Below are 18,807 nucleotides of genomic sequence, written 5' to 3'. Positions count from 1 at the left end.
GCGCAGGCGGGGATTCAGATCGGCAACGGTCGGCAATTTTCACACCAGAATCCAATACCACGAACGATGGGGTGCTTGGCTCTGGGTCCTGACTTTCGTCAGGATGACGGAAGGGCGAGGTCGACCAAACTCTCATCCCATCCCTAATGGGAAGGGGCGTTAGAGGCCTTCGAGGGCCTTCGCGACGCCGTCCATCGTGAAGGGCTTCTGCAACCGGGGGCGGTCGCGGAATTCGGGAGCGACGCCATCATCGCCGCCGCCGGTGGCGAAGACGAACGGGACGCCCTTTGCCGCCAGCGCCTCGGCGACCGCGGTGCTCTTCTCGCCGCCACGCAGGTTCACGTCGAGGATCGCGCCATCTACGCCACCTTCTTCGATCCGCTTCAAGGCATCGGCGACGGTGTCGACCGAGCCTGCGACTCCCTTGTCCAATACCTCGAGGAAATCCTCCAGCATCATGGCGATCAACGGTTCGTCCTCGACGATGAGAATCTGTTGGGTAGCGGTCATATTTCTCGCATAGTCGGGATTGTTACGACTTGCCAACATCTTGTTCGAGTCAGCGTGCGGCAAGCACGTCTCGTGCCGCTTCGGCTAATTCGTGCACCGAGAACGGCTTGGGCAGGAACGCGACGTTGTCCAGATCGATCGACTTGCGCAACTGCTCCTCGGCGTAGCCCGACATGAAGAGGATCGGCAGGTCGGGGAATTTCTCGCGCGCGTGGCGCACCATCGTCGGGCCATCCATCTGCGGCATGACGACGTCGCTTATGAGCAGGTCGGGGCGGCCGTGTTTCTCCAGCACTTCCAGCGCGATCTCGCCGTTTTCCGCGGTCAGCACTGTGTATCCCTGCCGCGTGAGCGCGCGCTCGGCGACGGCGCGGACCATGTCCTCGTCCTCGACCAGCAAGATCGTGCCCGTGCCCCACAGGTCGACTGGCTTCGGTGTGGGCTTGATGACCACGGGGCGAGTCGCGGCGGGCGCCGAATGAACCGGCAGGTACATCGAGAAGGTCGCGCCCTGCCCCGGCTTGCTGTCGGCGAAGATGTAGCCGCCCGACTGCTTGACGATGCCATAGACGGTCGAGAGGCCGAGCCCGGTGCCCTTGCCGAATTCCTTGGTGGTGAAAAACGGCTCGAAGATCTTGGGCAGTACGTCGGGCGGAATGCCGGTGCCGGTGTCCTGGACGATCAGCGCGGTATAGTCGGCGACGGGCAGGATGTCGGACGCCATCTCGCGCACTTCGGACGCGGGGACGGCGCGCGTCGTTATCGTCAGCACGCCGCCGCCGCGCGCGTTCGCCGAGACGATCGCGTCGCGCGCGTTGACCGCGAGGTTGACGACGACCTGCTCCAGCTGGCCGGGATCGGCCCGGACCGGGCCGAGATTGCGGCCGTGCGTCATGTCGAGGCGGACGTTCTCGCCCATCAGCCGCTTGAGCAGGTTGGACACCTCCGACACGACGTCGGGGAGTTGGAGGATCTGTGGGCGGAGCGTCTGCTGGCGCGAGAAGGCGAGCAGTTGGCGGGTCAGGCTGGCGGCGCGGTTCGAGTTGGTGCGGACCTGCTGGATGTCGTCGTAATCGCTGTCGCCGGGCGAATGGCGCATCAGCATCAGGTCGCAGTGGCCGATGATCGCGGTGAGAATGTTGTTGAAATCATGCGCGACGCCGCCCGCGAGCTGGCCGACCGCCTGCATCTTGGTGGCCTGCGCCACTTCACGCTTGAGGCGGCTCTCCTCGCTATTGTCCTTGAGGCTGAGCAGCACGGCGGCGTCGCCGAGCCCGCGTGCGCCGGCGATGGTGAGCGCGACCGGCTCGTCGGGGTGATCCTTGAGGCGGACGGCCATGTCCGCGGAATGCGTCGCGCCGTTCGCGAACTTGCGGATCGCGTCGGCGACCGCGGCCTTGTCCTCGCGGACGACGAGGTCGCCCGGATAGAGCGGAGGGGCGACTGCATTGACGCCGGCGGCGCGCAGGAACGAGTCGTTCATCTGCAGGAAGCGCCCGTCGCGGTCGACCAGCGCCATGCCGAACGGCATCATGCTGACGAGGCTGCGGACGTGTGCGGAGGCGCTGGCGCCTAGTGCGGGGGCGTTCTCCTCCTCGTCGAGCAGCGCGACCAGCACGGGCGCGTCGTCGCCGTCGAGGAACGGGATCTGGAGGACGCGGAGCGGCGTGCCTTCGAGGCCTTCGCGTTCGAAGCGGACGAGGCCGCGGCTGTCGGTGATGAGGAAACGCGCGAAATCGCGGCCTTCGATCGTATCGTATTCGTCGCCGCACGCCCGCGCCCGGAGGACACGGTTGGCGGTGCGGATGCGGCCGTCGGGGGAGAGCAACGCGGCCATGATGCCGCTGCCGCCGAGCCGGTCTCCGGTCGGACCCGTCAGCAGCGCGGCGAGCGTCTCGGCAAGGTCGTGTTCCTGCGCGGTGACAAAGCGCCAGACGAGCATGTCGGCATCGTCGCCGGCGCGCGCGATCTGCGCGGACAGGCAGACGTTGCGGGCGTTCAGCCGCTCGACCTGTGCGGTGCCGTCGCGCCAGGCGGAGCGGCCGGCGTCGGCGAGTGCTGCGTTGCCGGCTTCGTCGAGCGGCAGGCCGGGGGGCGTCGGGAAGCCTTCGAACAGCGCTTCGTAGGCGTCGTTGGCGCAAACGAGGCGCCCGGCGCGGTCGGTGATCGCGAGTGCGTCGGTGCCGGCTTCGGCGACGGTGCGGGTGAGGTCCCAGTCGACCGGGCGCGGCGCGTCTTTGGCGACGGGGTTGAGCAGGCGCCAGGCGATCAGCGCGCCGATGACGATGACAGCGGCGGCGAAGAACCCGGCGGCGGCGATCCAGCTGCCGACGAGCAACAGCACGATCGTGGCGGCGGCGGCGCCCGAGGCTATGGCGACGAGCGCCGCGTTGCGGGCGGGGGTGGGTAGAGCGAGCGATGCCATTGGCGACGTCATCCGCTCAAGCGGGGTTGGGCGTCAAGCGATGCGTGTGATGGGGGTGGCGCTAACTCTGATCCCGCCGCTTCTAGAAACGGCACCACCCCGGCGAAGGCCGGGGCCCAATTGGAAAGGTGGTAATAACGAAGCGCCGTCCGTCGTCAAAACCGTCCCCCAGTTGGGCCCCGGCCTTCGCCGGGGTGGCGGCTATGATAGCTCGGTCACAATCACATCGCCCCTACCGTTCCCCCGCGGAGGCGGGGGCCCAGGGTTACGGGTGTTGGTGTTTGTGATTCCTAGGCCCCCGCCTCCGCGGGGGAACCAGAAGTGTGCGATCCGTCCCTTACCAGATCCGAACGCGCTGCTCCGGTGTCAGGTACAGCTTCTGCCCGGCGGTCGGCTTGTACGCCGCGTACCAGGGGTCGAGGTTGCGGACGACCCACGCGCGCTGCTGCGACGGCGAGTGAGGATCGGTCAGCAAGCGGTTACGAAGGTTGGCTTCCCGGTAGTTGCGACGCCACACCTGCGCCCAGCCGAGGTAGAAGCGCTGGTCGCCGGTGAACCCGTCGAGGACGGGCGCGGTCTTGCCTCCCAATGCCGTGTGGTACGCGTCGTACGCGACAGTGAGGCCGGCGAGATCGGCGATGTTCTCGCCCATCGTCAGCTGGCCCTTCACGTGCATGCCGGGCAGCGGTTCGTACGCGTCATACTGCGCGCCGAGCTTGCCGGTGAGCGCCTTGAAGCCGGCGATGTCCTTGGCCGTCCACCAGTCGGTGAGCTGGCCCTTCGCATCGTATTTCGAGCCCTGGTCGTCAAAATGATGGCTCAGTTCGTGGCCGATCACCGCGCCGATGCCGCCGTAATTGACCGCGTCGTCGGCCTTCGGATCGAAGAACGGCGGCTGCAGGATCGCGGCGGGGAAGACGATCTCGACCATGCCGAAATTGGCATAGGCGTTCACCGTCATCGGCGTCATGCCCCATTCCCAACGCTGCAAGGGCTTGCCGAGCTTGGAGATATTATCCTGGTGCTGCCATTCGTTCGCGCGCCATTCGTTGCCGAACGCATCGCCCGAGGTGATCGTCAGGCCGGAGAAATCCTTCCACTGGCTTGGATAGCCGATCTTCGGCGTGAAGGCGGCAAGCTTGGCGTGCGCCTTGACCTTGGTCTCGGGCGCCATCCATTCGAGCTTGTCGATCCGGCGGCCCATCGCGGCGAGCACGTTCTTAACGAGCTTATCGGCCGCGGCCTTGGTCTCGGGCGGGAAATACTGCGCGACGTAGAGCTTGCTGACCTCGTCATCGAGCGCGCCGGAGGTGAACTGGACGCCGCGCTTCCAGCGGGCCTCCTGCTCGGGCGTGCCGCCGAGGACGGTGCCGTAGAACGCGAACTGCTCGGCGTCGAACGCCTTGGGGAGGACGTCGGCATAGCCGTCGAGCGAGCGGAGGATCAGCTGGTCTTTCAGCACGCCGATCGGCGCGGTCGAGACGAGCTTGGCGATACCGGTGATCGCGGAGGGCTGCGCGACGATGACGGTCGGGACGGGCGTGCCGATGCCCTTGAAATACGCGGCGAAATCGAAGCCGGGTGCGCGCTTGGCGAGATCGGCGACGGTCATCTTGTTGTAGGTCTTGGTGGCGTCGCGGCTGTCGACGCGGGTCCAGCTGACCTTGGCGATCTCGGTCTCGAACGCGAGCAACGCGGTGGCGCGCGCCTCGGCATTGGGTTCGCCGGCGAGGGTGAGCATCTTGACGATGTGCGCGCGGTAGGCGTTGCGCGCCTCGACCAGCTTGGCGTCGGTGCTAAGGTAGTAATCGCGGTCGGGGAGGCCGAGGCCGGACTGGCCGAGCGAGAGCGCGTATTGCTCAGGCTGCTTGTCGTCCTGGCCGACGCCACCGCCGAACGGGCCGCCGATGCCGGCGCGGTCTGCTTCGGCGAGGAGGGCGGGATAGCCAGCGCGGTCGTTCAGCGCTGCGATCTTGCCCAGCCAAGGCTTGATTGGGGCGAGGCCCTTGCCTTCGATCGTGCCGGTGTCGAGGAACGTCGCATAGGCGCGGCCAATCTTCGAGTTGGGGTCCTTCGCGGCGGTGTCGAGGATGCCGCGGGTGCGCGTCTCGGACAGGTCGGACAGGAGATTGAACGAGCCGTAGTTCGACTTGTCGGCGGGGATCGGGGTGTTCTTGGACCAGCTGCCGTTGGCGAAGGTGTAGAAGTCGTCGCCGGGCTGGACGGACTTGTCCATGCCCTTCTCGTCGAAGCCGAACGTTCCGTATTGCGCGCCGGTCGGGGCTGCGGGTTCAGAGGTTTGCGAGATGGCGGCGGTGACGCCGGTGATGGCGGTTGCGGCGAGCAGGCCGGCGACGATGAACGACTTCATGTTTCTCTCCAAACTTCGTCATCCTGACGAAAGTCAGGATCCAGAGCCAACCGCGTGACGTGCGTGGCTCTGGATCCTGGGTCGAGCCCAGGATGACGGGGCTCTATGGAACGGGGTCAGTTACCAGATGCGGACGCGGTTGGCGGGGGCGAGGTAGCTCTTCTCGCCCGGCTTGGCGCCGAATGCGGCATACCAGGGGTCGAGGTTGCGGACTGTCAGGACGCGCTGGTGGCCCGGCGAGTGTGGGTCGGACAGCAGCGTCTGCTGGAGCGCGGCGTCGCGGAACTTGGTGCGCCAGACCCCCGCCCAGCCATAATAGAAGCGCTGGTCGCCGGTGGTGCCGTCGATGATAGGCGCGGGCTTGCCGCCGAGCGACTTGTGATACGCGTCGTAGGCGACCGTCAGGCCCGCCAAGTCGGCGATGTTCTCGCCGAGTGTCAGGCCGCCCTGGATGTGCTGGCCGGGGAGCGGTTCGTACGCGTCGTACTGCTTTACGAGCGCGTCGGTGAACACCTTGAAGCGCGCCACGTCCTGTGGCGTCCACCAGTCGGTGAGCTTGCCGTTGAGGTCGTATTTGCGGCCCTGGTCGTCGAAGTGATGGCTGATCTCGTGACCGATCACCGCGCCGATGCCGCCGTAATTGACCGCCGGGTCCGCCTTCGGATCGAAGAACGGCGGCTGGAGGATCGCGGCCGGGAAGACGACCTCGTTCATCGTCGGGTTGGCATAGGCGTTGATCGTCATCGGCGTCATGAACCACTCAGCCCGATCGATCGGCTGGCCGAGCTTCTTCAGGTCGCGATCATATTCGAACGCGTTGGCGCGCGCGACGTTACCGACGAGATCGCCGCGCTGGATCTGGAGTGCGGAATAATCGCGCCACTTGTCGGGATAGCCAATCTTGGGCGTGAAGGCAGCGAGCTTGGCGAGCGCCTTGGTCTTGGTCTCGGGCGCCATCCATTCGAGGTTCCGGAGGCGCTCGCCCATCGCGGCGATGACGTTCTTGACGAGATCGTCCGCCGCCGCCTTCGACGCGGGCGGGAAATACTTGGCGACGTACTGCTGGCCGATCGCCTCGCCCATCGCGCCCGACACGGTCGAGACGCCGCGCTTCCAGCGGACCTGCTGCTCGGGCGTGCCCGACAGGGTGGTGCCATAGAACGCGAAGTTGGTCTTGTCGAAATCGCTCGACAGATACGGCGCGTACGAGCGCAGCACCTTGAGCATCGCATAGTCCTGCAGGACGTTGATGGGCGTGTCAGCGAAGACCTTCGCCTCGCCGGTCACCGCGCTCGGCTGCGCGACGAGGTAGAACGGACGACCGGTGACGCCCATCGCGGTCATGTACTGCGCCCAGGGGAAGCCCGGCGCTTTCGCGGCGAAGTCGGCGGCGGTCCACTTGTTGTAGGTCTTGTCGGCGTCGCGGCTCTCGATCCGCGTCCAATGCGCGGTCGCGAGGCCCTTCTCCATGTTGAAGACGGCGGCGGCGCGGGTGGCGGCGTTGGGCTCGCCGGCGAGCGTGAGCATCCGCGTCAGATACGCCTGGTACGCGGTGCGGATGGTGGCGAGCTTGGCGTCGTCCTTGAGGTAGTAATCGCGGTCGGGGAGGCCGATGCCGCTCTGGCCGAGGCTGACGACATAGGTGGTCGGATCCTTGTCGTCCTGCTGCACGCCGACGCCGACGAGACCGCCGACGCCCTGGCGCTGGAGCTTGGCGATCTCGGTGACGAGCGCGGTCTTGTCCTTGGTCGCCTTCAGCGCGGCGAGCATCGGGTTGACCGGCGTTGCGCCCTTGGCGTTGACCGCGGCCTCGTCCATGAAGCTGGAATAGAAATCGCCGACCTTGTCGCCGGGCGTCTTCGCGGAGACGTCGAGGATCGTGCGAGTGCGTTCGAGCGACAGGTCCTGAAGGACGTGGAACATGCCGTAGGACGAGCGATCTGCGGGGATCGGCGTCGTCTTCACCCAGCCGCCGTTCGCGTAATCGAAGAAGTCAGTACCCGGCGTCACGCTGGTATCGCGGCCGGCCATGTCGAAGCCGAAATCGCCGATCTGCGGCTTGTTGGCGTCCTTGGCGGCGATAGGGCCTTTGGCAGCCTTGGCGAGGGTCGGCGACGGGGTGTTCGTTTGGGCGAAGGCCGATGCGGCGGACGCGAGCAGGATCACGGTAACAATCGACTTACGCATCAAGAACCTCGGAGAAAGATCTTCAGGATGCGGTGTGTTCTACGCCGATAGGACGGTCCGTCAATTCCAACCGGTGTCAAATGTTACGAAACATTGCTGGCACGATTGTCGTGGCGGTGCCGCCACTTGCGCGCGATCCACAGCCGCCAGCCGAGCGCACTGAGCGCATAGCCACCAACCGAACAGACGACCGTGATGACCAGCAGACCGAGCGCGGTGGCGGGGCCAGCCTGCATCAGCCACGGGATCCACTCGGTGCGCGCCGCGGCATCCGCGACGGGCTGGCCGGGGACATGATCGTCGAGCCGCAGCATCGACGAGCCAATCCAGTAGGCCGCGATCCAGAGCGGAGGCGTCGTCAGCGGGTTGGTGATGAAGGTGGTCAGCGCCGCCGTCGGCACGTTGGCGCGGAACGGGAGCGCGAAGATCGCGGCGACGGGCGTCTGAGCGACCGGGATCAGGATGCCCGCGACCATGCCCAGCGCGACGCCGCGCGGCACCGAGCGGCGCGTGAAACGCCACAGTTCGGGCGCGAGCACGCGGTGCGCGACCGGGCGAAGGAGACGATTTTTCTCCATCGATTCGCGGGTCGGCAGATTACGATGCGACCACGCCGCGAGACGCCCGAATATGCTCAAGACGATAGGATCATCGACACCGGCGCCACGTCGGTTATCCGCGATCCCGCATGATCCGGCCCTGCTCGCGCTTCCAGTCCTGTTCCTTCACCGAGTCGCGCTTGTCGTGGTTCTGCTTGCCCTTGGCGAGCGCCAGTTCGATCTTCGCGCGGCCCTTCGAATTGAAGTAGATCATCAGCGGCACGAGGGTCATGCCCTGGCGCGCGACCGCACCGAACATCTTGTTGATCTCGCGCTCGTGGAGCAGCAATTTGCGCGGGCGCTTGGGCTCGTGGTTGAAGCGGTTGCCGTGGCTGAATTCGGGGATGTTCGAATTCACCAGGACGACGTTCTTGCCCTTCACCTCGGCATAGGCCTCGGCGATCGACCCTTCGCCGCCACGCAGCGCCTTCACCTCGGTGCCGGTGAGCGCGATGCCCGCCTCGAACACCTGCTCGATGTAATAATCATACCGCGCGCGCCGGTTCTCGGCGACGATCTTGGTCTTCTCGAAGGTCGGGGGTTTGGGACGTGCCATGGGACGCACGATGTAGGGGGTCGGAGGGCTTAGGGGAAGCGGTGGTGGTGTTTGCGCTTCCGTTTATTCCCCTGCGCGCCGTCATCCTGACGAAAGTCAGGACCCAGGATACGGAACGGTGCCCTGCTTGGCTCTGGGTCCTGACTTTCGTCAGGATGACGGAGTAGGGTTCAGGCCAGACCGGCGTGCGCCAAGGCGGCATCGACCGCAGCGCGCGAGGCCTCACCGGCGGGGGTCATCGGCAGGCGGAGCGTCTCCGGGAAGCCAGCCCGCACCTTCGTCATCGCGTACTTCACCGGACCCGGCGAGGCGTCGGTGAACAGCGCTTCGTGCAACGGATAGAGCCGATCCTGATACGCCAGCGCCTTGACGAAATCGCTGGCCTGGCACGCCGCCTGGAACTCCGCGCACAGCTTCGGCGCGACGTTCGCGCTTACCGAAATGCACCCGGTGCCGCCCATCACGTTGAACGCCAGCGCGAGGTCGTCATTGCCCGACAGCTGGCAGAAATCCGGTCCGCACGACGCACGATGCTGAGAGACGCGGGCGAGGACGCCGCTGGCATCCTTAACGCCGACGAACACGTCCGGGGACGCCGCGACGATCCGCGCTAAGGTCGCTGGCTGGATATCCGTCACCGTCCGCGCGGGCACGTTGTAGAGGATGATCGGCAGCGGAGTCGCCTGCGCGAGCGCTTCGAAATGGCGGAAGATGCCCTCCTGCCCTGGCCGGTTGTAATAGGGCGGGACCATCAGCGCGGCATCTGCACCGGCCTCTTTCGCAGCGCGCAAATTGGCCGAGGCGACACGCGTGTCGTTCGAGCCCGCGCCGGCGATGACGGGGACGCGGCCCTTCGCCTGGTCGACGCACACGCGGACGACGTGGAAATGCTCGTCGTACGACAGGGTCGCCGCCTCGCCAGTCGTCCCGCACGCGACCAGCCCCGACGAGCCCTCGACGATCTGCCACTCGATGAAGTCGCGATAGGCGGGTTCGTCGAAGCTGCCGTCGGCGGCGAACGGCGTGACGAGCGCCGGAATAGATCCTGAAAACATGCGGTGGCCTGCGGTCCTGTTGCGCCGGATGTCTTGCAAAATCCGGATTTCGTTCAGGACAGATACGGGTTCGGGGCGTATGCTGTCCACATGGTAGCATCGATGTTTAAAACGAGCCTTCTCCTTGCAGTCGTGGCGGGGACGGTCGCCGCGTCGGGAGGTGGGCAGCAGACGCTGGATCGCTACAGCACGCAGTTGGCCAATATGGGGCCCAATGCTCAGCCGATGGCAACGGATGGCGCGATTGCCTCGACCATCGCGCAGTGGCGGGCGTTGCAGCAGACCGACGCACTGCCGTTCGACAGCTATGCGGGCTTCCTGATGGCGCATCCGGGCTGGCCTAACGAAACGGCGAACCGGCGTGCCGCGGAGCGCAAGGCGGCGACCGGATCGCCGACCAGCGTCGTCGCGTTTTTCCGTCGCTATCCGCCGCAGTCCGCGTCGGGCGGCGTTGCCTATGCGCGGGCCTTGCAGGCGACGGGCGCGCGCGATCAGGCCTATGCGGCGGTGCGGACGGCGTGGCGGAGCGCCGGCCTGACGCCGACCGACGAGGCGATGGTCGTGTCGGGCTTTCCGGGTGCGCTGACGCCGGACGATCAGGATGCGCGGATGGATGCGCTGTTGTGGGCTGGCCAGACCGGCGCGGCGCAGCAGCAACTAGTGTGGACGAGCGCGGCGCGGCGACCGATCTTCGAGGCGCGGCTCGCGTTCCGGACGAATGCGCCGAACGCGTCGGATATCTCGGCTTCGACGCAGACCCTCTATGCGAACGACGCGGGGTATGTCGCGGACCGGGCGCAGTGGTTGCGTAATTCGGGGGCGAGCCCGTCGGCGCGGGCGTGGCTGGCGCGGCCCCGGTCATTGGTGACGCGGCCGGGGAATGCCGCCGAGTGGTATGAGGTGCTCGTCACCAACGCGAACGGTGCGGCGAACGACGGCCAGTACCAGGTCGCCTACGACATCGCGCGGCAGATCGACGATGCGTATCCGTATGGCGCGGACATCGCGGCGAAATCCTATGCCGAGCGCGACGAATATACCAATCTCGCCTGGCTCGGCGGACGCGTGGCGATGAAGCAGCTCGGGCGACCGGCGGATGCGATGACGCTGTTCGACCGGTACGCGAAGGGATCGCGCTCGCCTCAGGTCCGGTCGAAGGGGTATTATTGGGCGGGGCGTGCGGCGGAGGCGGCCGGGTTGGCACCTCAGGCGGCGGCGTTCTACGGCCAGGCGGCGGGGTACCGCGATCAATATTACGGGCAGCTGGCGAACGAGCGCACCGGGCGTGCGCTGGTCGCGCCGCCGTCGGTTGCTTCGGTGGCGATCGATCCGGCGACGCGCGCGGCGTTCGATCGGCGCGAGACGGTGCGCGCGGTCAAGTTCCTCGGGCAGATTGGCGACTGGCAGGACCAGACCGCGTTCGTCCGCCAGATCGCAGCGGATGCGACGACCGACACCGATCACTTGCTCGCCGCCGAACTGTCGAAGAGCATCAACCGGCCGGATCTTGGCGTGATGATCGGGCGGAGTGCGCTGGCGAACGGCCTGAGCGATTATTCCGCGGTCGGCTTTCCGATGGTGGCGGTGCCGGCGGGGTATGAGGACAACTGGACGATCATCCACGCGATCTCGCGGCAGGAGAGCCAGTTCGATCGCGCCGCGGTGTCGCATGCGGGTGCGCGCGGGCTGATGCAGCTGATGCCGGCGACCGCGCGTGAGCAGTCGGGGAAGATCGGGCTGGCGTACAACCAGGCGGCGCTGACGACCGATCCGAACATGTCGATCATGCTGGGGTCGAGCTATTTCCAGCGGGTCTACGCCAATTACGGCAGTTATCCGCTGGCGGTGGCGGCGTATAATGCGGGCGGCGGCAACGTGAACAAATGGCTCCGCGCGAACGGCGATCCGCGGACCGGGGCCGTGGACATGGTCGATTGGGTCGAGGCGATCCCGTACCAGGAGACGCGCAACTATGTGCAGCGCGTACTGGAAAATGCGGTGGTGTACGACCTGATGAACCCCGCGCGGGCGAAGAGCCGGGGAGCAGCGCGGTTGTCGTGGTATCTGGGGAAGAACCGGCCGGGTTGAGGTCTCGCTACCGCATAAGATTGTTCTCCCGCGAAGGCGGGAGCCCAGACTGGGCTCCCGCCTTCGCGGGAGAACATGGTAGGCAAGCGCATGGATCGCCCCAACTACATAACCCCCTCCGGCTACGCCGTACTTCGCACCGAATACGAGCAACTCCTGTCGACCGAGCGCCCTGCCTTGGTCGAAGTCATCTCGTGGGCGGCGGGTAACGGCGACCGGTCCGAGAACGGCGACTATATCTACGGCCGCAAGCGCCTGCGCGAGATCGACCGCCGGCTCGGCTGGCTGTCGAAGCGGATGAAGGCGGCCAAGGTCGTTGACCCGGCGGCGCAGGAAGACCGCACGCGCGTCTGGTTCGGCGCGTGCGTGACGGTCGCCGACGAGGATGACGTCGAGCGGGTCCTGAGCTTGGTTGGCGACGACGAGACCGACGCGAGCAACGGGCGGATCGGCTGGAACTCGCCATTCGCACGCGCCTTGCGCGGCGCTGCGATCGGCGACGTGCGCCGGGTGGATTTGCCCGCTGGCGAGCGCGAATATGAGGTGATGGCGATCGAGTATCCCTGACCTCCTGATCCTCCCCCGCAAGGGGGAGGTGGCTGGCCTTTGCCAGACGGAGGGGGAGGAAAGGGCAACGGTCGTTGCGCCTACCTCCCCCTCCGTCACCTGCGGTGCCACCTCCCCCTAGCGGGGGAGGATCGTGAGTTGCCCGTCAACGATGCGTTTCGATCTACGCGAATTGACCTCGGCCCGCCTCCGTGTGACGTTTCGCCCACGCAACGACTCCGAGGATACCCCATGCCGATACCCGCCACCTGGTCCAGCCGCCTGCTCAGCGTCATGCGCATCGTCGTCGCGCTGGTGTTCTTCAGCCACGGCATCTCAAAATTCTTCGGCCTGCCCCCCTTCCCGATGCCGATGAATCCGTTGCTGACGGTCGCCGGCGCGCTCGAAGTCGTCGGCGGCGGGCTGTTGATCATCGGCCTGTTCACACGGCCGGTCGCGTTCGTGCTGTCGGGCATGTCCGCGGTCGCGTATTTCATGGCGCACATGCCGAAGGGCCCCTTCCCGATCGCCAATGGCGGCGAGGCGGCGGTGCTCTACTGCTTCGTCTTCCTGTACCTCGCTGCGGCCGGTGGCGGCGCGTGGAGCGTGGACGCGGCGCGCGCGCGGGGCTAACCTTGCGCGCATGATCGATACCACAACGCGCAACATTGCCCTTCTGATCGACGCGGACAATGCGTCCGCGGCGACCCTCGACCCGGTGCTGACCGTCCTTGCCGAACTCGGCACGGTCAACGTCCGGCGGGTCTATGGCAACTGGTCGAAGCCCGCGCTGAAGGCGTGGAGCGACATGTCGATCAAGCACGGCATCGAGCCGCAGCAGCAGTTCGACCTGACCAAGGGCAAGAACGCGACCGACATGAAGATGACGATCGACGCGATGGACCTGCTGTTCCGCGGGCGCATCGACGGCTTCGGGATCATGTCGTCGGACAGCGATTTCATGCCGCTCGCGACGCGCATCCGCCAGGACGGAATACCGGTGTATGGCTTCGGCACCAGCCGCACGCCCGAGGGATTCCGCCAGGCCTGCACGCGGTTCATCGACGTCGGCGCGCTGAACGAGACGTCGCAGGCTATGCCCGCGCCAGTGCCTGCTCCGGTGGCTGGCGAGAAGCCCGCTACGCCAGCGCCGGTCGCTCGGCCAAAGACCGCGCAGCCGATCGACGAGCAGGTGATCAAGCTGCTGATCGATGCGTACAATGCGGTGAAGCGCGACGAGAAGGGGTATGCCAGCGTCGCCGAACTCGGCCAGCTCGCGGGGAACCGGTCGAGCTTCGATGCGCGCAATTACGGGTTCAACCGGCTATCGGACCTGATCGAGACGATCCCGAACTTCCAGCATGAGCGCCGGGAAGGTGGACGTTCGTTCGTGAAACGGCTGCGGTAGGCTTCCCCCCTGGAAGGGAGGGGTCGGGGGTGGGTCGGCTTCCGCACATCCGAACGTGGGGACACGAGCCGACCTACCCACCCCCAGCCCCTCCCTTTCAGGGAGGGGAGCGCGGTTGGACTCACCCCGTCGGCTGCAACCGCCCGCCTGGCTCGCTCATGCCGTGCGCTTGTTCCTCGCTGTCGTCGGGCAACACCAGCGCGCCCTTGCGCCAGTTCCCATAGCGATAATACCACGCCGCGATCGCCAGCGTCGCGAGCGACCCCAGCGGAAAGCTCCACCACAACGCGTCCGCGCCGAGCCACGGTTTTGCGAGCAGGGCGAAGCCGATCCGCACTGGATACAGCGCGACGATCAGCGCGATCAGCGGCGCGATCACCGCGCCGTTCGCGCGGACGGTCGAGAACAGCACCATCGTCGCGCCAAACAGGATGAAGTTCCAACTCGCGATCAACTGGATATGCCGCGCGATCGGCAGCGCGGGGCTCGCGCCGCCGATGAACAGCGTCATGAACGGACGATCGAAAAGGATGACCACGCCGACCATCGCTCCGGTCAGCGCGATGTTGAAGAGCAGGCCGTACTTCGTGATGTCGCCAACCCGGTCCCAGCGCCCCGCACCGATATTCTGCGCCGCCATCGAACTGACCGCCGCGCCGATCGCGAGCGCGGGCATCTGGATATACGTCCACAGCTGCTGCGACACGGCATAGGCCGCCGCGGTATCGACACCGAGCCGGTTGACCAGCCCGACCATCGCGAGGCCGGCGGTCGACATGACGAGCATCTGCGCGCCCATCGGCAGGCCCTTCCTGACGATCGTGCCGGTCAGCGCGCGCTCAGGAATGAGGTAGCGAAGTTCGTTGCCGCGAAGCCGCAGCGGCAGGTCGCGCCTGTAGATATAGACGACCAGCCCGAGCAGCGAGACGTGGCTGGCGACCAACGTCGCCATCGCCGAACCGGCGATCCCCATCTGCGGGAACGGCCCGATGCCGGCGATCAGCAGCGGGTTGAGCCCGCTGTCGAGGATCGCGCTGAGCAGCATGAACCAGAGCGGCGTCATCGAATCGCCGGTCCCGCGCAGCCCCATCATCAGCAGCACCATCATCATCGAGGCGGGCAACCCGAGGAAGATCACGCGCAGATACGCGAGCGCGAGCGGCATCGCGTCGCCTGGGGTGGCGAGCAGGTGCAGGATCTCGGGCGCGAACACCCAGCCGAGCGCGGCGATCACGATCGCGTTACCGAGGACGAGGCCGACCGCGGACCCGAACGCGCGGCGTGCGCCCTCCAGGTCGTGGCGGCCGAAGCTCTGGCCGACGAGAATAGTCGCTGCCATGCCGAACCCGAACACCGCGCCGAAGGTAAGGAACATGATGATGTTCGCGTTCGAGGTCGCGGCGAGCGCGCCCTCGCCGAGATAGCGCCCGACCCAGATCGCGTTGATCGAGCCGTTGAGCGACTGGAGGATGTTCGAGCCGAGCGTTGGGAGCGCGAAGGCGAGCAGCGTGCGGCCGATGTGACCGGTGGTCAGGTCGCGCTGGCCGGGTTTGCCTCGGGGGCGGTCGGCATTCGGGCTAGAGGCGTCGCGGTGAATGGAGCCGGTCTCGATGTCGGATGGAAGGTCGCTCACACAGTCTCTCCGTCAGGCCGAACTCGGTCCGGCATATACCGGCGAACGGGCAGGCGCCCTGTCATGTCGAGTGCCTAGCCGCGGAGTGAACTCCGGAACAAGCCGGTAGGTCCCGCGCGCGATGCCAGCGGGCCGTGTTTCCCCGCGAAGGCGGGGACCCAGTCTGGGCTCCCGCCTTCGCGGGAGAACAAGAAGGTGGTCGGATACTCTGCACGGCAGAGCCACCCCGCCTCAAACCGTCACCCCAGCGAAAGCTGGGGTGTCCAGGTTATCGGGTGGCGGGTGTGGTTAAGCACTGGGATACCCCAGCTTTCGTTAGGGTGACGGGTGTTTGGTTTGAGTAAGACCGAATTACACTACGCATTCCCCTCCCGCTTGCGGGAGGGGTCAGGGGAGGGTGCGACGTACGTACTGGCGTCCGGCTTCTTGGGGCACGCCCCTCCCCCAACCCCTCCCGCAGGCGGGAGGGGAGCAGGTCAGCCCAAGCGACCGAGCGCCGCCTGCAACCGCGCAGCTTCGGCAGCCTTGTCGGCATGATCCGCCTTCGCCTTCTCCACCGCTTCGGGCTTGGCGCGTTCGACGAAGCTGGCGTTGCCTAGGCGACCGGACAGCGCGTCGCGCTCCTTCTCTGCCGCTGCGATCGCCTTGGTCAGGCGGGCGCGTTCGGAGTCGAGGTCGATGACGCCTTCGAGCGGCAGGACGAACGTCGCTTCGTCGACCACGACCTGCGCCGCGCCGCCGGTGGCTTCGCCGTCGGCGTGCGTGACGCGGGCGAGACGCGCGAGCGCTGGTGCCTGGCGCTCCAGTCGCCCCAAGGTCGCTGCGTTCGCATCGCGGACGTGAAGCGGCAGGCGCGCGCCCGGCGGGACGTTCAACTCATTCCGTGCGGTGCGGATTTCCTGAACCAGGCGGATCAGCCAGTCGACTTCCTTGCTCGCCTCGGGATCGAGCGCGCGCGCGTCCGCCATTGGCCATTTCGCGACGATCAGGTCGTGATCGCGCGGGCCCATCGCGTGCCAGAGTTCCTCGGTGATGAACGGCATGAACGGGTGGAGCAGCACCAGGATCTGGTCGAGCACCCAGCCTGCGACCGCCTTCGATTCGTCATCGATGACGCCGCGCTCGTCGCCGACCATCTGTGGCTTGATGAGTTCCAGATACCAGTCGCAGAACCGGCTCCACGCGAACTGGTAGATCGCGTTGGCGGCGCCGTCGAAGCGGTAGTCGGCGAGCGCGAGGTCGACCGTCTGGACGGTCGCGATCGTCTCGGCGATGATCCACTTGTTGACCGCCAGTTCGGCGCGCGGTGCCTCCAGCGTCGTGCTGGCGACGATGCCGTTGGCCTGTGCGAACCGGGCTGCGTTCCACAGCTTGGTGGCGAAGTTGCGATAGCCCTCGACTCGCTTCTCATCCATCTTGATGTCGCGGCCCTGGCTCTCCATCGCGGCCATGAAGAAGCGCAGCGCGTCGGCGCCGTAGGTGTCGATCAGCCCGAGCGGGTTGACGACGTTGCCCTTCGACTTCGACATCTTCGCGCCGTCCGCCGCGCGGACGAGGCCGTGGAGGTAGAGCGTGCGGAACGGCACGTCCTTCATGAAGTGCAGCCCCTGCATCATCATCCGCGCGTTCCAGAAGAACAGGATGTCGAAGCCGGAAATGAGCACGTCGTTCGGGTAGCGCCCGCCCAACTGCTTCTGCTCCCTCTCCCCTGCGGGGAGAGGGTCGGGGTGAGGGGTCGTACCGGGCGCTGCGCTGCTTGGCTGCCCCTTACCCTGGCCCTCTCCCCGCAGGGGAGAGGGAACGGCACCCTCCTCGGGCCAACCGAGTGTGGCGAAGGGCCAGAGGGCGGACGAGAACCAGGTGTCGAGCACATCGGGGTCGCGGTAAATTGGCACCTTCCCCCGGTTTTGCTCGGCAAGGGCAAAGTTGCTGGAAAGTGCAGTATCCCAATCGAGATAATCGTCCTCCGTCTCGAGAAAAACGAATTCTCGATCTGGCCCATAGTATTCCGCCAGCTGCTGTTTCAGTTCTTCTTCGTCCAGTGCGACGAACGCTCTATCCGAAATAGCCGCCGTCAAGTCGGAATTGTCTGGGTCGTTGGTTGCAAGCGTCGGCCCGAACCACGCCGGAATACGATGCCCCCACCACAGCTGCCGTGACACACACCAAGGCTGGATGTTCTCCATCCAGTTGAAGAACGTCTTCTCCCAGGTCTTGGGCACGATATCGATCGCGCCGGTGCGCACCGCCTCGATCGCCGGCTGCGCGAGCGTCTTTGCGTCGACATACCATTGGTCGGTCAGCCACGGCTCGATCACCACGCCCGAGCGGTCGCCATACGGCGTCTGGATCGTGCGCGGCTCGGCGTCATGCTCTTCGCCGTCCTTGTCGACATGTGCGATCAGGAAGCCTTCGTCCTTCAGCCGCGCGACCACGGCTTTCCGCGCCTCCGCGGTCGTCAGCCCGAGCAGCTCGGCCGGGATCAGCCCGTCCGAAACCTGCACCACCCGCGCCTTCGCATCGAGCATGTTGAGCATCGATCCGGCGGCCATCCCTGCCCGCTTGCCGACCTCGAAATCGTTGAAGTCGTGGCCCGGCGTGATCTTCACCGCGCCCGAACCCAGCTCCGGATCGGCATGGTCGTCGGCGATGATCGGGATCAGGCGTCCGGTGATCGGCAGCTTCACCTGCTTGCCGATCAGCGCGATGTAGCGTTCGTCGGAGGCGTTCACCGCCACCGCCATGTCGGCGAGCATCGTCTCGGGCCGCGTGGTCGCGACCTCGATGAAGCCCGATCCGTCTTCGAGCGGATAGCGCAAATGCCAGAAGCTGCCCTTGATCTCGCGCGTCTCGACCTCGAGGTCGCTGATCGCGGTGCCGAGGCCCGGATCCCAGTTCACGAGACGCTTGTCGCGGTAAAGCAGCCCCTCCTTGTGGAGGTCGACGAACACTTTCAGGACGGCCTTCGAGAAGCCCTCATCCATCGTGAAGCGCTCGTTCGCCCAGTCCATCGAGCAGCCGAGCCGGCGGAGCTGCTGCGTGATCTCGCCGCCGCTCTCTTCCTTCCACGCCCAGACCTTCGCGACGAATTCTTCGCGCGTCATGTCCGTGCGCTTCTGCGGGGGATTGAGCGCGCCCATCTGGCGCTCAACCACCATCTGCGTCGCGATGCCCGCGTGATCGGTGCCGACCACCCACAACGCGTCCTTGCCCTTCAGCCGCGCGTGGCGCGTCAGGATGTCCTGCAGCGTGTTATCGAGCGCGTGGCCGATGTGCAGGCTGCCCGTGACGTTGGGCGGCGGGTTGACGATCGTCCAGGGCTCGGCGTTCGGCCGGTCGGGGCGGAACTGGCCGCTCGCCTCCCAATGCGCATACCAGCGCGATTCGATGGAGGCAGGGTCGAAGGTTTTGGGAAGCTCGCTCATGCGC

At 66.3% G+C, this 18,807-nt stretch carries 13 protein-coding genes; 4 read left to right on the top strand and 9 right to left on the bottom strand.

Features of this window, described 5'->3' with window-relative positions; all coding sequences use genetic code 11:
* Positions 1-159: 159 nt before the first annotated feature.
* The 7 genes from E5673_RS08695 to dapA all read right to left on the bottom strand — a co-directional run bounded on the left by E5673_RS08695 (position 160) and on the right by dapA (position 9,703).
* Entirely contained in the window at positions 160-510 is a 351-nt protein-coding gene (locus E5673_RS08695; RefSeq protein WP_136189691.1) for a response regulator, read from the bottom strand.
* Positions 511-559: 49 nt separating this feature from the next.
* A complete protein-coding gene (locus E5673_RS08690; RefSeq protein WP_136189690.1) occupies positions 560-2,935 on the bottom strand; it encodes a response regulator in 2,376 nt (791 codons plus the stop codon).
* Between the two features lie 337 nt (positions 2,936-3,272).
* A complete protein-coding gene (locus tag E5673_RS08685) occupies positions 3,273-5,306 on the bottom strand; it encodes a M13 family metallopeptidase (protein WP_136189689.1) in 2,034 nt (677 codons plus the stop codon).
* A 120-nt stretch (positions 5,307-5,426) separates the two neighbouring features.
* A complete protein-coding gene (locus E5673_RS08680; RefSeq protein WP_136189688.1) occupies positions 5,427-7,493 on the bottom strand; it encodes a M13-type metalloendopeptidase in 2,067 nt (688 codons plus the stop codon).
* 83 nt (positions 7,494-7,576) lie between these two features.
* Positions 7,577-8,071 (bottom strand): DUF2062 domain-containing protein, encoded by a 495-nt coding sequence (locus tag E5673_RS08675; RefSeq protein WP_136189687.1) that lies wholly within the window; start codon positions 8,069-8,071, stop codon positions 7,577-7,579.
* Between the two features lie 94 nt (positions 8,072-8,165).
* Complete coding sequence (gene smpB, locus E5673_RS08670; RefSeq protein WP_055879372.1) at positions 8,166-8,648, bottom strand: SsrA-binding protein SmpB; 483 nt, start codon at positions 8,646-8,648, stop codon at positions 8,166-8,168.
* Between the two features lie 170 nt (positions 8,649-8,818).
* Positions 8,819-9,703, bottom strand: coding sequence for a 4-hydroxy-tetrahydrodipicolinate synthase (gene dapA / locus E5673_RS08665; protein WP_136189686.1), 885 nt, complete (start codon positions 9,701-9,703; stop codon positions 8,819-8,821).
* A gap of 90 nt (positions 9,704-9,793) precedes the next feature.
* Between dapA and E5673_RS08660 the strand changes: the two genes are divergently transcribed.
* The 4 genes from E5673_RS08660 (at position 9,794) to E5673_RS08645 (ending at position 13,745) form a co-directional block, all read left to right on the top strand.
* Positions 9,794-11,791, top strand: coding sequence for a lytic transglycosylase domain-containing protein (locus E5673_RS08660; protein WP_136189685.1), 1,998 nt, complete (start codon positions 9,794-9,796; stop codon positions 11,789-11,791).
* Between the two features lie 90 nt (positions 11,792-11,881).
* A complete protein-coding gene (gene greB / locus E5673_RS08655) occupies positions 11,882-12,358 on the top strand; it encodes a transcription elongation factor GreB (protein WP_136189684.1) in 477 nt (158 codons plus the stop codon).
* Between the two features lie 231 nt (positions 12,359-12,589).
* Positions 12,590-12,970: a DoxX family protein gene (locus E5673_RS08650; protein WP_136189683.1), complete on the top strand. Its 381-nt coding sequence runs from the start codon at positions 12,590-12,592 to the stop codon at positions 12,968-12,970.
* Between the two features lie 10 nt (positions 12,971-12,980).
* A complete protein-coding gene (locus E5673_RS08645; RefSeq protein ID WP_136189682.1) occupies positions 12,981-13,745 on the top strand; it encodes an NYN domain-containing protein in 765 nt (254 codons plus the stop codon).
* 121 nt (positions 13,746-13,866) lie between these two features.
* On the opposite strand, the gene E5673_RS08640 is transcribed toward E5673_RS08645, so the two are convergent.
* Both E5673_RS08640 and E5673_RS08630 read right to left on the bottom strand, forming a co-directional pair.
* A complete protein-coding gene (locus E5673_RS08640) occupies positions 13,867-15,279 on the bottom strand; it encodes an MATE family efflux transporter (RefSeq protein WP_247599668.1) in 1,413 nt (470 codons plus the stop codon).
* A gap of 575 nt (positions 15,280-15,854) precedes the next feature.
* Complete coding sequence (locus tag E5673_RS08630; protein ID WP_136189680.1) at positions 15,855-18,803, bottom strand: valine--tRNA ligase; 2,949 nt, start codon at positions 18,801-18,803, stop codon at positions 15,855-15,857.
* Positions 18,804-18,807: the final 4 nt, after the last annotated feature.

It is taken from the genome of Sphingomonas sp. PAMC26645 (genome assembly GCF_004795835.1).
GTDB lineage: Bacteria > Pseudomonadota > Alphaproteobacteria > Sphingomonadales > Sphingomonadaceae > Sphingomonas.
The sequence above is the reverse complement of the archived record's forward strand: the minus strand, read 5'-3'. Positions and strand labels throughout refer to the sequence as shown.